Here is a 13681-nt window from a genome sequence, read left to right as displayed (position 1 = left end):
AACGTAGCTGATCAGGCCCATCCTGGTGAGGACGATTCTCAGCGGAAGGCGGATCAATGGTGCGGGAATTGAAGAAGAAGCGGTTATCTGTGAAGCTCCGCGCACGGTCACGGCGCCTTGGGATCGAGGGGCGTCGCGCCCCAGTCTCATTTACCAGTTGGTACCGGGTAACGAACTGCTAGACCCGAGTTTGGCTGAACGCTTCCGAGTGTTCAGGAATAGTGGTTGTCGCTGGTTAAGAAAACAAACTCGCGCCTAAATACGTGGACAGCATGACCGACTTATCCATGGCCTATTGCAGGGTGCTAGCCGCGTCCGCCCGGAGGGCCAAGGACCAGCATGGTCGAGAAAATCGCGACTACTGCAAGCAACAGGATCGCTCCGGTCAGCACCGGACGGCTCACCATCCAACGCATGGCTGCATCGGTCCATTTCCTATCATCAGGATGGTCGCTCGCGGTTGTGCGCCATGCGCCAACAAGCTTTCCATTGTTCTCCAGCCACTTATCAAATGGGATAGTGAGGTACGGAATGATCGAGGTAGCCGCGGCTCCGATAATGAGACGTTTGCTCCAGCGCTGGTTCATGCCTACAAGAATCGACATGACAACGTAGGACAGGAAGACAAACCCATGGATAAAACCGGCAATGGAAACGGGCCAATCGCCGACCTTTACCCCGTATTTTAAGATCATTGCGATGATGAGCATGGTCCAGGTGACGGCTTCGGCTCTGGCAACGGTTCGATAGAGGGCGCTTGGAGACATGGGCTGATTTCAGTCCTTGAGTGGTGGGGGAGAACAACTTCGAGATTATCTCTGCCTCTAGACTATCGGCTCGAACTACGTGCGTTTAATTCGCGCATTCCGTTCAAACTGACTGCGCGTGAATTACTACATGTTGCTTCCGCATTAACGAGTTCCGCCATCGGTATGCCTTGCTTCTAAAACCAGTTGCTAATTGACAAGCGATTCCCGCACTCGTGAAAACGATGTTCTTGCCGCTAAAAATGAGACAGAAATTAGAATGCACCCAACTGCAATGAGCCGGGACAAATGCCATGCGCAAGACCACCCTGGGGAGCGTCAGATTTCCACTACTTTACATAATGTAGATTATCGGCTGAATACGTATTAGTTCGGCAGGGGTGAGAATCGCCTGTTTTACGCACGTATTCTCCGAGTAAACGATTGCACAGTTCTATTGGAAGGCTAGATCGCCGGCAGATCATCATTACTGATCTGTAGACGGTATTCGGCAAAATCCAAAGTTTGTCCGATGAACTTCTTGAGTCGCTCGTCTTGCATCGAGTAAATTACGTGACGGCCAGATTTGCGCGTCTGCAGCACTCCGGTAGTTCGTAGCTTCGCAAGCAATTGCCCGGCGACAGTTGGGCTGACACCAACGAATTGCGACAGCTCCGATAAGGAGTGTTCTGACTTACTCAGCGCCCAAAGCATCTGCAGCCTGGCTGGATCTGACAAGGTTTTAAGTATGATCATGGACATGTCGAGCAAATCATTAGATATGATGTCTTCGCGTGTTGGCAACCCGGCGTATTCACTGGTCATGATCCCCACTCCTCGACTAGTCATTTGGCCGGAGTTTGTGATGCCAACGACACGCCACACAAAGAGGCCTCGGTGCAACCATTATGGTCACGAGAACGAAAAAAGCGATAGCTAAGTGGTGAATTTATGATTGCCTTGATCATAAACATTCGGAACCAATGAACCTCTCCCCTAAAATTACTTGTTTCTTCAATTGATTCAAATGTGCTTCTGACTTGTAGATTTGCATACTCGTATGACTTCTCAATTCCCTATTCTGACGTTCTCAGCCCTCAGTGATCGCTGATGTTGACGAGCATAAAATTGGCAGTCGCTAGAGCTAATGGGAAGATTTAGACATGCCTTCACCTCTGCCTGCTAGATTGCTGCGTACCCGTCGATTCGCGCAACGTAGGCGCCGTGTAGTTTCAGCTCTCGAGCGCCAGGGATTCAGGCTCGATAAGCGTCAGCACGAACTTATCCAACTACTTAGCCGAGCGATTTCAATCCCATCGGTACGAGCCACAGGCGGAGTTTACGTCTATGGCCCGCCAGGACGCGGTAAATCGATGTTGCTAGATGCATTCTGTGCCGATCTGGATAAGACGGTCACCGCGCGGTACCACTTCCATGAGTTCTTCCGGGCAATCAACAGCCCCGCCGAACATGGCCAGAAGCAGAGCCTCGGTTCAGTTTTCGCACAGGGACTGGAACGCGAACTCACCGGCATCAAAATATTGCTGTTCGATGAGTTTCACTGCGTTGAACCAGGAGATGCAATGTTTATGGCCAAACTCGTGAAGTACTGCCAAGAGCAGGAAATCTTTTTGGTCACGACCTCAAACTACGAGCCAGAAAAGCTCCTGGATGACGAGTACTTCCACCACCTCGCTTTGCCGACTATCGAACTAGTTCGTTCAACATTTTCCGTCTTTGAGTTGGATTCTGCCGTGGATTACCGAACGCTTGACGCACCAGCTGAAATGCGTCGCGAAGGCTACCTCGCTGGCACGCTTAACTCGGGTTACTCCCCTATCGACGAATCAAGTTTTGACTCACTCATTGAGATTGGCTACGACCAAATCGGGCCTGCTCGATACCGTGGCTCAACCATCGAAATCTCCTTTGACCAGCTTTGCCGAACCCGCCGGAATACCGCCGACTACCTAACCCTCGCCTCTCAGTTCACCTGCTGGCATATCACCTCGGTACCGGCCAGCCATAATATGCCGATGGACGAGGAACGACGTTTCGCCAACCTCATTGACGTGTTCTACGACAAAGACCTAGAGGTTCACCTCTACACTCAAGATCGGTTAGAACATCTTGGTCATCGACTGCACGATACGGAACGTGCCCGACTCGAGTCACGGTTGGCGCAACTGCAATATTCAGAAGAAGCTACTGATCGGATCACCAAGTGAATTCCTCTAAAGAACTAAATGCAGAAGATCTGACCGACTTGGTAGCGGGCATCTTGGCCGAGTCCAAGGATGGAGTAGTCCCGATTGTTCAACTGGGGCACCCGGTACTGCGACAACAAGCTCAGCGCTACGATGCCCAGCTTCCCGAACAGCTTCTCACCGAGCTGTTAGAGGTGATGCGAAGCACCATGTACGATGCTCCCGGAGTTGGGCTAGCCGCACCACAGATCGGCATCCCGCTTCAAATTGCGGTGCTCGAAGACTTGTACTCGATCGACGAGGAATCCGCCGCGCTACGTGAACGAGCCCCTTTGGAATACTTTGAAATCTTCAATCCCACCTATCGAGCGACCGGTGTGCGCGAGGCGGTCTTCTACGAAGGCTGCCTATCCTTTGAAGGGTTCCAAGCCGTAGTTCACCGTCCCGCCGAGATTATCTGCAATTTCAGCGACCGTGAAGGAACAAAAATTGCCCGCGAATTCTCCGGCTGGCAGGCGCGAATCGTGCAACACGAAACGGATCATTTAGCCGGTACCGTCTATATCGACAAGGCGCTTACCCGTTCGCTTATTAATGAGACCGAACTTTACCGCTACCCAGGACTTGAACTCAGCCATGCCCAAGAGGAACTGAAATTCTAATGACGAAAAGCACCACGGTTCTGTGCCCTGTCTGCGATCTGGTCCTTGTCTTAACCGACGATCCGAGACGCAGCTTGAGTTGCCCGGGCGGCCACTGTTTTGATGCTGCCAAGCAAGGGTATTTCAACTTCTTAACTGGACGCGGGACAAATTTCATTGAAGATACCGGACCGATGGTGATTGCCCGCGAGGAATTCCAAAACCGGGGTCACTACGCGCCCTTGGCTAAAGCGCTCTGTGCAGCTATTGAGGGCCACCATCCAGAGAATAAACTTGATGTGCTCGACGCAGGTGCAGGTACCGGATACTACCTAGGCGAAATGATCGCGTCGATATCTGAAACCGAAGCCGAAGTTGATGCGCTGGCATTGGATATATCGCGCTACGCCATGCGTCGCGCAGCAAAACTGCCGCACACGCTGGCCATGGTTTGGGATGTCTGGCGTCGCCTACCCTCGGCAGATCAATCGCGCGATGTGGTTTTGAACTGCTTTGCTCCACACAATCCACAAGAGTTTCATCGCGTTCTACGCGCAAACGGTATCTGCTTGGTTGTTACCGCCGCCGATGACCACCTACAAGAGATCCGCGAGCCCCTGGGAATGCTTGGTATCGCTGAAAACAAAGAGGCATCGCTGATCGAAAAGTTCCGTTCCGCCGGACTGCAACATCAGCAGACAGAAAACTTAACTTATGCGATGGATCTGCAGACTAGCGACTTATTCAACTTGGCGTTCATGGGGCCGGCGGGACATCACCTCTCCCCCGAAGTTTTACGCGCCAAAGCCGAATCCCTCGGAACCCAAAGAGTCAACGCATCCTTCGGAGTACATATGTTCGTCCGCCTAGGCTAGAAAATCCACCAAAATGACTACCGCTTTTCATCTCGTCTTACGGCAGAATGGAGCAAAGGCCACTCGCAATTGGCTCTTGCTCTTTTGAACAAAGGTGGATGCCATGACAACGGCAGAATGGATTATCAGCAATGCGTGGGTTATCTGGCTCGCGTTATTCCTGCTGTTGGCCATTATTGAAATGATCTCATTGGATCTTTACTTCATTATGCTTGGCGTTGGCGCGTTAGGCGGCGTCGGCGTAGCGCTTTTCAACGGCCCTATCTGGCTACAAGTTGTCGTTTTCTGTTTGATGTCACTGTTGATGATCTTTTTGGTCAGGCCAGTTGCCATTATACATCTGAAGAAATCTCCCGAAGGATTTCGGACAAATATTGAACGCCTGATTGGACAGGATGCGTTGATTCTGGAACCGACCTCACGCCTGTCCGGATCGGCAAAGATCGCCGGTGAAACCTGGACCGCACGAGCCGAAGCGAACGCGGCAACTATGTCGCCAGGCTCCTACGCGGTGGTCAACCGCATCGAAGGCGCCACCGCTTACCTCACCCCAGCACCGAATAACGAAGCATAACTGCCGTTTCGGTTTAACAACTCTATTACTACGCACTAGGAAAGAGAGTACACACCATGCAAAATGGATTTGGCACGACAATTGTACTTGTCGTCCTGGCGATCTTTGTGATCGTCGTTCTGTTGCGCAGTGTTCGTATCGTGCCGCAAGCACGCGCAGGCATTGTGGAACGTCTAGGCAAATACAATCGAACCCTCCTTCCGGGGCTAACGATTCTGATCCCATTCGTGGATCGGCTTTTGCCAATGCTTGATCTTCGTGAGCAGGTTGTTTCCTTCCCGCCGCAGCCGGTGATTACCGAGGACAACCTCGTGGTATCGATCGATACTGTAATTTATTACCAGATCACCGAACCACGTGCTGCTACCTATGAGATCGCGAACTACATTCAGGCGGTTGAGCAGCTCACGACTACAACCCTTCGTAACGTTGTTGGTGGCTTGAATTTGGAAGAGGCTCTGACCAGCCGCGACCAGATCAACGGCCAGTTGCGCGGTGTGTTGGACGAAGCTACCGGCAAATGGGGCATTCGTGTCTCGCGCGTCGAGCTAAAGGCCATCGATCCACCGGTCTCGATCCAGGACTCGATGGAAAAGCAGATGCGCGCAGATCGTGATCGCCGCGCGGCGATCCTAACTGCAGAAGGCGTTAAGCAGTCCTCGATCTTGACCGCTGAAGGTGCCCGTCAGTCCTCGATCCTGAAGGCTGAAGGTGATGCGCAGGCATCGATCCTGCGTGCAGACGGTGAAGCCCAGGCCATTCAGAAGGTCTTCGATGCAATCCACGCCGGTAAGCCGGATTCTGAGTTGCTCGCTTACCAGTACTTGCAGACGCTGCCGAAACTGGCCGAGGGTACGAGCAATACGCTGTGGGTTATCCCTAGCGAGCTGACCGAAGCTTTGAAGGGTATTGGTGGCGCGTTCAGCAACAGCCAAAACCCAAATGATGGAACGGTTCAGCCGCCAAATAACAACTCGGGAATCTAATTTCTGAGCATGTAGGGTGAATAACATCAGTTCGGTGGCGGGGTGCGTACGACGTACCCCGCCATCGACGCGTATAATGGATGTTTTGGTGTCGTGAATATTCCTTGGGAATTATCCGGTGACACCAATCGTTGGTACGTGTAGCGAATTCTTTAAACACCGCGGAGGAAAATCATGAGCGATCGCAGCTTACGAGGCATGCGCCTAGGTGCACAGAGCATGGAATCTGAGGCAGGTGTGGAGCCGGCTGCCCGTCAGCGTGTGGAGTACCGTACCGAAACGGGCGAAGGTATTTTCATCGTCTTCGCAGCCGAAGCCGAAATTCCTGCCACTTGGCTGACCAAGAACGGCAAAGAGGCGAAGCTGGTACACGGCGAAGCCCATGCCCCTGAAGTTACGAACGAGAAGCCAGTACGTACCCACTGGGACATGCTGCTAGAGCGTCGTAGCGAGGAAGAACTTGAAAAGATCTTGGGTGACCGACTGACCCACCTGCGCACTGCGCGTGGCGAATCAGCGTAGTTCACTAAGCTTCAGCAGAAAAGGGAGGCGGTTTCCAACTTATCGAGTTGGAAACCGCCTCCCTTTTCATATGCTGTCGGTGCTACCTCTTGGAAGTCAGTTTCTTCCAACGAGCGCCCAGTCCCCAACGGGTAACGTTCCACATTGCTTCGAATACGATGTTGCCGCTCATCTTCGAATCGCCAAGCTCTCGTTCGACGAAGGTCACCGGAACTTCGACGATCTTCTTGCGCAGCATCGCCACGCGGAAGGTCATGTCGACCTGGAAACCGTAGCCACGGGACTCTACCGCATCGAAATCGATCGCTTCAAGGGTAGTGCGCTTGAAAGCCCGGTAGCCGGCGGTAATGTCACGCAGTGGGAGGCCGAGCATGGTGCGTGCGTAGAAGCTGCCACCGCGGGAGATCAGTTTACGGTGAAGCGGCCAGTTTACGACCTCGCCGCCCTTGACCCATCGCGAGCCGATCACGAGGTCGGCTCCGGCAGCGCTTGCCTCCAGCAGACGTGGAAGCTGCTCAGGCATGTGTGAGCCGTCGGCATCCATTTCCACTAGGACTTCATAGTCGCGCTCTAGTGCCCAACGGAAACCAGCAATGTAGGCCGCGCCTAGGCCTTCTTTGCCGGTGCGGTGTAGAACGTGGATGGATGAGTCCTCGGCCGCGAGCTTGTCGGCAAGCTCACCGGTGCCGTCCGGGGAGTTATCGTCCACGATCAAAACATCCGAATCCGGAACGGCCTGTCGAAGACGGCCCACGGTCAGCGGGAGCGACTCCAATTCGTTATATGTCGGAATGATCGTAATGACGCGCACGCGGCGGCACCTTTCTAGATATACAACAGAAGTTCCAGCCTGCGAACAGGGCGGAGAGTAAAGCCAAGTTTAAAGTATAGTCACCTGCAAACCCGCAGCACTATCAGACACAGCAATCCCCGGTGACTTCGGCCCAATCTCACATGCGCGAGGCGTGCGAAATGTTATCTAAGGTCACCGGGGATCACTATCGTACTGCGTCGTTTCGAACGCAATGCAGCTGCACTACGATGAGGCGCTGTCCCCCAGCCTAGCCGTTCCCCTACCCCGCCTGTCAACCACATGGTGACCACAATCTTCACTAAATCGATACTTATCAAAGGGCAGATTTATGATATTGGAGAACTTGCGGCGGAGTGGATTATGCTGCGGGCTAATTCCGCGAATCCAGCCGGTCGAACAGCGTTATACCGCTTCGTACGGTTCGCAAGCACATGGGAATTTCTTCATCAACAACCGGAAGCATCGGCGTTCCCGCACGCGCATCGGTACTCCAAGAACTGATCCGCTCGTCTGGGGTCTGAATTGCTAATTCGGACGCGCTCCATACGGCGAAAGTGGCTGGAGCCCCGATGATCAACTGCCCAGCAAACGGATTCATCTCCCCCATGGCCCGGTAGGTCGAGCGGGTTTGGCCCATAAACCCTGCACGAGCTGAAATACGCGCTTCCTGGTTGCTCATGGACATGGCGGCGCGCACCACTGCCCAGCCGTCGACCTCGGTGACCGGCGCGTCCGAGCCAAGCACCAGCGGAACGCCGCTGGACAGCATGGCAGAAAGATTATTCATTGATGCCGAGCGCTCACCCAGGCGCTGTTCATACATGCCGTTGGAGCCTCCCCAGAGTGCATCGAATCCCGGTTGCATGGAGACGGTGATCGAGTAGGAAAGGAGCCGAGCACGCGATTGCTCATCCACCATTTCAACGTGTTCCAAGCGGTGCCGGGCAGACTGCAATTTTGCGATACCGATTCGTTCGGCCGCCGCATCAAAACCATCAAGCACCAGATCCAGCGCCGCATCTCCAATTACGTGGAAAGCCGCCTGGATCCCCTGCTCCGAGCAGGCGACGAGGTGGGCGGCGATCTGCTCAACGCTCAAATACGCCTCGCCGCGGTGACCGGGCTGATCGCTGTAGTCCTCACGCAAGAAGGCAGAACGGCTGCCCAGGGAACCATCCACGCTCAAGTCTCCGCCGAGGCCAAGCACGCGGCCTTGCGGGAATGAACGCATCAATTCATCGGCCTGCTGAGCACTATCAACCAGCTCGCCCCAGTAGGCGTACACCTGCGGCAATTGCGTGAGGTCGGTAGCCAGCAGCTGGTCCAGGGCCGCACGGCCCTCCAGCTGCGGGGCAGCCATCTCCACGACCGTCGCAAAACCACGTGAGGCGTAATATTCCAGGGCCAGCAGCTGGAATTGTTCAACCGCTGGTCCTTGGGTCAGCAGCGCCCGGCGTACCTCGTCGTGCTCGGTTCCGCGTACGACACCGGCAGTGATGGAGCCCAGTCCTAGCTGGTCGAGCAGTTCCCGGTTCACCAGTGCGCTATGCACGTCGCGCCTAGACAGGTAGTAGGGCCGACCGTCGGAGGCCGATGTCAGGTCGGTTTCATTCGGAAGCGCCGGATCGGACCAGGCCGTTTCATCCCAGCCCTGGCCGACTACTACATTTTCAGCGCTTTTGGCACGCTGCGCCAGCAGTCTCAGAAGTTCTGTGGCCGAGGTGGCGCCGGTCAGGTCTGCTCCCCCAAGGCTTCGACCGAGGGCCGCCAAATGGGTGTGGGACTCCACAAAAGCCGGCGTCACCAGCGCGCCTTCGAGATCTATCACCCGATCAGCCTTGGCCGCGTAGCGTTCGGCGGCCTCTTCACCGCCAAGCCAAGCGACGGTATCCCCGTCGATGACCAGGGCAGTTGCGAAAGGATCGGCTGCGGAATAGATGGATCCATTGCGGTACAGAGTTAGTGCCACGAGTTATTTTCCTTTGCTCTCAAAACCGGATGCGATTAATCAAGGACGTTCGAATAGGCGATGACGCCACGCTTAACCATGTCAACTGCCTGACGCGCGGACTTCACCAGATCCACCGGCAGGTCGGTGTTCTTGCCGAACTGATCCAAGGTGTCGATTACCTGCTTGGCCCAGCGCACAAAGTCTCCCGGCGCCATATCTCCCCCGCGCAGGGCGCTATTGAGCGAAGCACCTCGCGACCACTTGTACATGGGCCAGATCAGGCCAGCCTCCGGCGGCGCGGTTGGATTCAACCCCAAAGCTTCTTCGGCATCGGAAAGTTGGCCCCAGATATTGATCGTCTGAGTCCAGATATCGCCAACCCGGTCGGTGGGCATCTTAGGGTCGGGCCGATCAGAGTCGCGCCGTCCCTGGTAGACCAGCGCCGCAACCACCGCGCATAACTCTTCGGGGTGCAGCCCGTTGAGCTTGCCGGTTTCCAGAACTTGGCTGGTCAACAGGTCACGCTCGCCATAGATGCGACGCAGCCGACGGCCCGATTCGGTAATTTCGTAGTCTTCACCGTCATTGCTGGGAATCAGATAGTCGAACTGCTCGAGTACCTTGCAGACCTTGTCAAATTCGGTAGCTATCGTATTCGTGCGTCCGCGGATCGCGCGACGCGCCTTGTCCGTATCTTTCTTCAGTTTCCAGTACCTGTCGGCCCAGCGCATATGCGCATCCCGGTCCGAACAGGCATGGCATGGATGATCCTTCAGGGCTAGGCGCAGCTTGTCGCCCTCCCGTTCGAAGGAGTCGGATCCTTCGAAGTTGAAGCTCTGGGCGTCCTGGCGCGGCGGGCGCTCTGCGGAAATCGCGTCGCGCAGGGACGTGGCCAGGTCCCGTCGTTCCTTAGGGCTTTTCCCGGTGTAGCCCTTGGGGATCCGAATTCGAGACAGGATCTCTATCGGGCCGTTGAGGTCCTCGACGGAGAGTCGACGCAGTTGGCCTTCTTCGGTAAGGACCGTGTGCCGCGGGTTGTAGAGCGACTCGTCCAGAGCGACGATGACCGCGCGTCCGAAACGTCGTCCACCCGGCAGATCCACGACATCACCGCGGATCACCGCCTGCAAGGAACTTTCGGCGGCCGAACGGCGCAGGGTTTTGCGGTTTTTGGCCGCGCGTTTCTCGATCTCGGAAAGGTCGCGTTGAAGTTTCAAATATTCGCGGAAGTCACCCAGATGGCATTCCATGGACTTCTCATATCCCGCCAACGACTCTTCACGTGAACGCACCTGGCGCGCCATGCCAACTACCGAACGGTCCGCCTGATATTGCGCAAAAGACGATTCCAAGATCTGGCGGGTCTGTTCGCGTCCGAACTGCGCCAACAAGTTGGTAGACATGTTGTAGGTCGGGCGGAAGGATGAGTTCAGCGGGTACGTGCGGCGAGAAGCCAATCCGGCCAAGGCTTCAGGTTCGATATCCGGGTTCCACAGCACGATCGAGTGGCCTTCGACATCAATCCCGCGGCGTCCTGCACGACCGGTCAACTGGGTGTATTCCCCTGAGGAGATCTGCACATGAGACTCGCCGTTGAACTTGACCAGCTTTTCCAGCACCACCGAGCGTGCAGGCATGTTGACGCCCAAGGCCAGAGTTTCGGTCGCGAAGACCACCTTGATCAAGTTTCGGGCGAAAAGATCTTCCACAATTTCTTTGAAGATGGGCAGAAGTCCGGCATGGTGCGAGGCGATGCCGCGCAGCAACCCGTCGCGCCAGGACCAGAATTCGAGTACGTCGAGGTCTTCACCTGGAATTCTGTAGGCGACTTCGTCCAAAACCTCTACGATCTGTGCGGCTTCCTCATTCGTAGTCAACCGCAGGTCTGCCGAGACGCACTGCTGCAGGGCCATGTCGCAGCCCTTGCGGGAGAAAATGAAGAAGATCGCCGGCAGCATTTCTGCCTTTTCAAGACGCGAGATCACGTCACGGCGACTAACTCGACGGCTTTGCCCTGGTGCTTGGGCACGGCCACGTTGCGGTCCACGTCCACCACGCTGAGGGCGCCCAACCGGACGGTTGCTGCGCACCAGCTTGCGCAATTCGGGATTGACGCTGATCTTGGCATCTTCGTCGGCTGCCCGGTCGAACGCGACGTCTTCGGCGAAGAGATCCACAAGCTCAGGGCCAACCATCACGTGCTGAAAGAGTGGGACGGGTCGGTGCTCGGAGACGATAATGTCTGTCTGCCCGCGCACGGTGTCCAACCAACCACCGAATTCCTCGGCGTTGGAAACGGTGGCCGACAAGGAAATTGTCTGCACATTTGAAGGCAGGTGGATGATGACTTCTTCCCACACCGCTCCGCGGAACTTATCGGCTAGGTAGTGGACCTCATCCATGATCACGTAGCCCAACCCATCCAGGGTGCGGGAGTCGGCATAGAGCATATTGCGAAGCACTTCGGTGGTCATCACTACCACTTGAGCTTCGCTGTTGATCGAGGTGTCGCCGGTGAGCAGCCCGACCTTCTCCGCCCCGTAACGTTTGACCAGTTCGGAATACTTCTGGTTGCTCAACGCCTTGATTGGGGTGGTGTAGAAAGCCTTGCGGTTTTCGTGAATCGCCTGATAGATGGCGAATTCGCCGACTACGGTCTTGCCTGCACCGGTGGGCGCTGCGACCAGGACGCTATGCCCTTTGGCCACCGAATGGCAAGCCTGTGATTGGAATTCGTCGAGGTTGAAGGACACGCTGGCGCGGAAGTCAGGCAAATAGGTGCCGCTTTCGACCTGTCGTTCCTTGGAATTCGCGTATCGCTCCGCGGGTGAAGTCACTATCGGCCGTTCACTTTCTGGAACGGGATCCCCGTTCCGAAACACTTACCTATTGGTGCTAGACCTCGGGACTTGGTTCATCGATCGATGAGGCGGTCCCGTCCGCCATATTTTCATTTGCTGCATCTTGTGCCGCCTGCTTCTTGGCCCGCTTCTTATCGTTGAAGAAGCAGAACAGCGTCGCCGCGGCGAAAGTTAGGAAGAGCGGTCCGGCTAGCGCAAACATGGTGATCGCGTCTCCGCCTGGTGCCGCCATGGCTGCAACGAGGGCAATCAGGAAGACGGTAATACGCCAGTTCTTGAGAATGACCTTCGAATGCAGCACTCCGACCATGTTCAAGCCAACCATCAATACCGGTACCAGCATTGCCAGGCCGAAGGCGAACAACAGCCGGAATATAAATGGCAGGTACTCGGAGATGTTGAGCAGATTGTCGGAATTTTCTGGTGAAAGACCAATAAAGAATTCCAGTGCAAAAGGCAAGACGAAATACGCCATTGCCACGCCACCGAGGAACAACGGTACGGCCGCCGCGGCGAAAGAATAGCCGAGACGGCGTTCTTTCTTTTTCAATCCGGGCACTATAAAAGCCCAGATCTGATAGATCCAGACCGGGGAGGCAACGACTATCCCAACGAAGATCGCGACCTTCAGCAGAATGTCGAATGGCGACATGACGGCTGTGAAAACGACCGATCCTCCGGCCGCTTTCACCGGTTCAATGAGAAGCGCGAGGAGTTCGTCGTAAAGGAAGAACCCTGCCACGGTACCGATCGCAAGCGCGATTAGCGACTTGAAAAGTCGATTTCGCGCTTCGATCAGATGGTCTTTGAGGGACATCCGCCCCTCGGCGTCTTTGGCTCGCGCCTTCTTATTGCTGCGCGGCGCCTTATCTTTGCTATTTACCACTGAAAAGGTCTACGAGTTGTTCTTTTCGTCGGGATTCGGTTCGTTCACGGTCCCGTCAACGGTTTCCGGCTTGTCATCGTCTTTCATCTGACGAACCTCAGACTTGAAAATACGCAATGACTGACCCATCGAGCGTGCCAATCCTGGAAGCTTTGGCGCACCGAAAAGCAGCAATGCCAAAACGATAATGATGACCAAATGCCATCCCTGTAAACCACCAAACATGTTGGTTCCCTTCTCTCAAACTTAAGTCTACGTCAGAACAGTTTCACATCGCGCATGTTTTGCGCCTGTCCTCGATCACTGCGACGAGCCACGCGTTTGACACGTCGCGCCTCAATTCGTTCGGCTTTGCCTTTGAGCCTTTTCTTGGCGATTTTCTCAGGATCGCCATGAGTTGCTTCGGTCCCGTGAGGGTATCGCCGACCCACCGGCTCGTAGTTAACTACGGTGCCGGGTTTGGCAAATTCTCCGCTAATGTGGTCAGCTGCGTCCGAAGCGCTGCCGAGCACGGCCATGCCGCGACGGAATAAACGGAACCCTGCAAGCACCGCCAGGAGCAGCGCTGCAAGGACTAGAACGGTCCACAAGAGAACCCAAAACCACCAAGGAAGCATC

14 protein-coding genes are annotated in these 13681 nt (G+C 55.3%); 6 read left to right on the top strand and 8 right to left on the bottom strand.

All coding sequences use genetic code 11. From position 1 onward, the window contains the following. Window positions 1-305: 305 nt before the first annotated feature. Together LG294_RS08505 and LG294_RS08500 are read right to left on the bottom strand one after the other, a co-directional pair. Complete coding sequence (locus LG294_RS08505; protein ID WP_404291364.1) at window positions 306-767, bottom strand: DUF3817 domain-containing protein; 462 nt, start codon at window positions 765-767, stop codon at window positions 306-308. 444 nt (window positions 768-1211) lie between these two features. Continuing rightward, window positions 1212-1571, bottom strand: coding sequence for an ArsR/SmtB family transcription factor (locus LG294_RS08500; protein ID WP_404291362.1), 360 nt, complete (start codon window positions 1569-1571; stop codon window positions 1212-1214). Between the two features lie 338 nt (window positions 1572-1909). On the opposite strand from LG294_RS08500, the gene zapE reads away from it, so the two are divergent. The 6 genes from zapE (at window position 1910) to LG294_RS08470 (ending at window position 6551) form a co-directional block, all read left to right on the top strand. Continuing rightward, window positions 1910-2974: a cell division protein ZapE gene (zapE, locus tag LG294_RS08495; RefSeq protein ID WP_404291360.1), complete on the top strand. Its 1065-nt coding sequence runs from the start codon at window positions 1910-1912 to the stop codon at window positions 2972-2974. Further along, a complete protein-coding gene (locus LG294_RS08490) occupies window positions 2971-3615 on the top strand; it encodes a peptide deformylase (protein ID WP_404291358.1) in 645 nt (214 codons plus the stop codon). The genes zapE and LG294_RS08490 overlap by 4 nt, the downstream gene beginning before the upstream one ends. Then, complete coding sequence (locus LG294_RS08485) at window positions 3615-4469, top strand: putative RNA methyltransferase (protein ID WP_404291356.1); 855 nt, start codon at window positions 3615-3617, stop codon at window positions 4467-4469. Before LG294_RS08490 ends, LG294_RS08485 begins: the two co-directional genes overlap by 1 nt. Window positions 4470-4572: 103 nt before the next feature. After that, on the top strand, window positions 4573-5043 hold the full coding sequence (locus LG294_RS08480; RefSeq protein ID WP_404291354.1) for an NfeD family protein: 471 nt from the start codon (window positions 4573-4575) through the stop codon (window positions 5041-5043). Window positions 5044-5099: 56 nt separating this feature from the next. Then, window positions 5100-6029 (top strand): SPFH domain-containing protein, encoded by a 930-nt coding sequence (locus tag LG294_RS08475; RefSeq protein ID WP_404291352.1) that lies wholly within the window; start codon window positions 5100-5102, stop codon window positions 6027-6029. 174 nt (window positions 6030-6203) lie between these two features. Continuing rightward, window positions 6204-6551, top strand: a complete 348-nt coding sequence (locus tag LG294_RS08470; RefSeq protein WP_404291350.1) for an RNA polymerase-binding protein RbpA — start codon at window positions 6204-6206, stop codon at window positions 6549-6551. 82 nt (window positions 6552-6633) lie between these two features. Here the strand turns inward: LG294_RS08470 and LG294_RS08465 are convergent, their stop codons facing one another. From LG294_RS08465 to LG294_RS08440, 6 genes are all read right to left on the bottom strand, one after another. Continuing rightward, window positions 6634-7362, bottom strand: coding sequence for a polyprenol monophosphomannose synthase (locus LG294_RS08465; protein WP_404291348.1), 729 nt, complete (start codon window positions 7360-7362; stop codon window positions 6634-6636). A gap of 373 nt (window positions 7363-7735) precedes the next feature. Beyond that, window positions 7736-9334 (bottom strand): amidohydrolase, encoded by a 1599-nt coding sequence (locus tag LG294_RS08460; RefSeq protein ID WP_404291346.1) that lies wholly within the window; start codon window positions 9332-9334, stop codon window positions 7736-7738. A gap of 35 nt (window positions 9335-9369) precedes the next feature. Beyond that, window positions 9370-12153, bottom strand: a complete 2784-nt coding sequence (locus LG294_RS08455; RefSeq protein WP_404291344.1) for a DEAD/DEAH box helicase — start codon at window positions 12151-12153, stop codon at window positions 9370-9372. A 58-nt stretch (window positions 12154-12211) separates the two neighbouring features. Then, the gene (gene tatC / locus LG294_RS08450) at window positions 12212-13063 is read right to left on the bottom strand and encodes a twin-arginine translocase subunit TatC (RefSeq protein ID WP_404291342.1); all 852 of its coding nucleotides are present in this window, start codon (window positions 13061-13063) and stop codon (window positions 12212-12214) included. A 9-nt stretch (window positions 13064-13072) separates the two neighbouring features. After that, window positions 13073-13288 (bottom strand): Sec-independent protein translocase subunit TatA, encoded by a 216-nt coding sequence (gene tatA / locus LG294_RS08445; RefSeq protein ID WP_096284442.1) that lies wholly within the window; start codon window positions 13286-13288, stop codon window positions 13073-13075. Window positions 13289-13320: 32 nt separating this feature from the next. Next, window positions 13321-13680, bottom strand: coding sequence for a hypothetical protein (locus tag LG294_RS08440; RefSeq protein WP_404291340.1), 360 nt, complete (start codon window positions 13678-13680; stop codon window positions 13321-13323). Window position 13681: the final 1 nt, after the last annotated feature.

Source organism: Glutamicibacter arilaitensis (genome assembly GCF_044793945.1).
GTDB lineage: Bacteria > Actinomycetota > Actinomycetes > Actinomycetales > Micrococcaceae > Glutamicibacter > Glutamicibacter arilaitensis_B.
The sequence above is the reverse complement of the archived record's forward strand: the minus strand, read 5'-3'. Positions and strand labels throughout refer to the sequence as shown.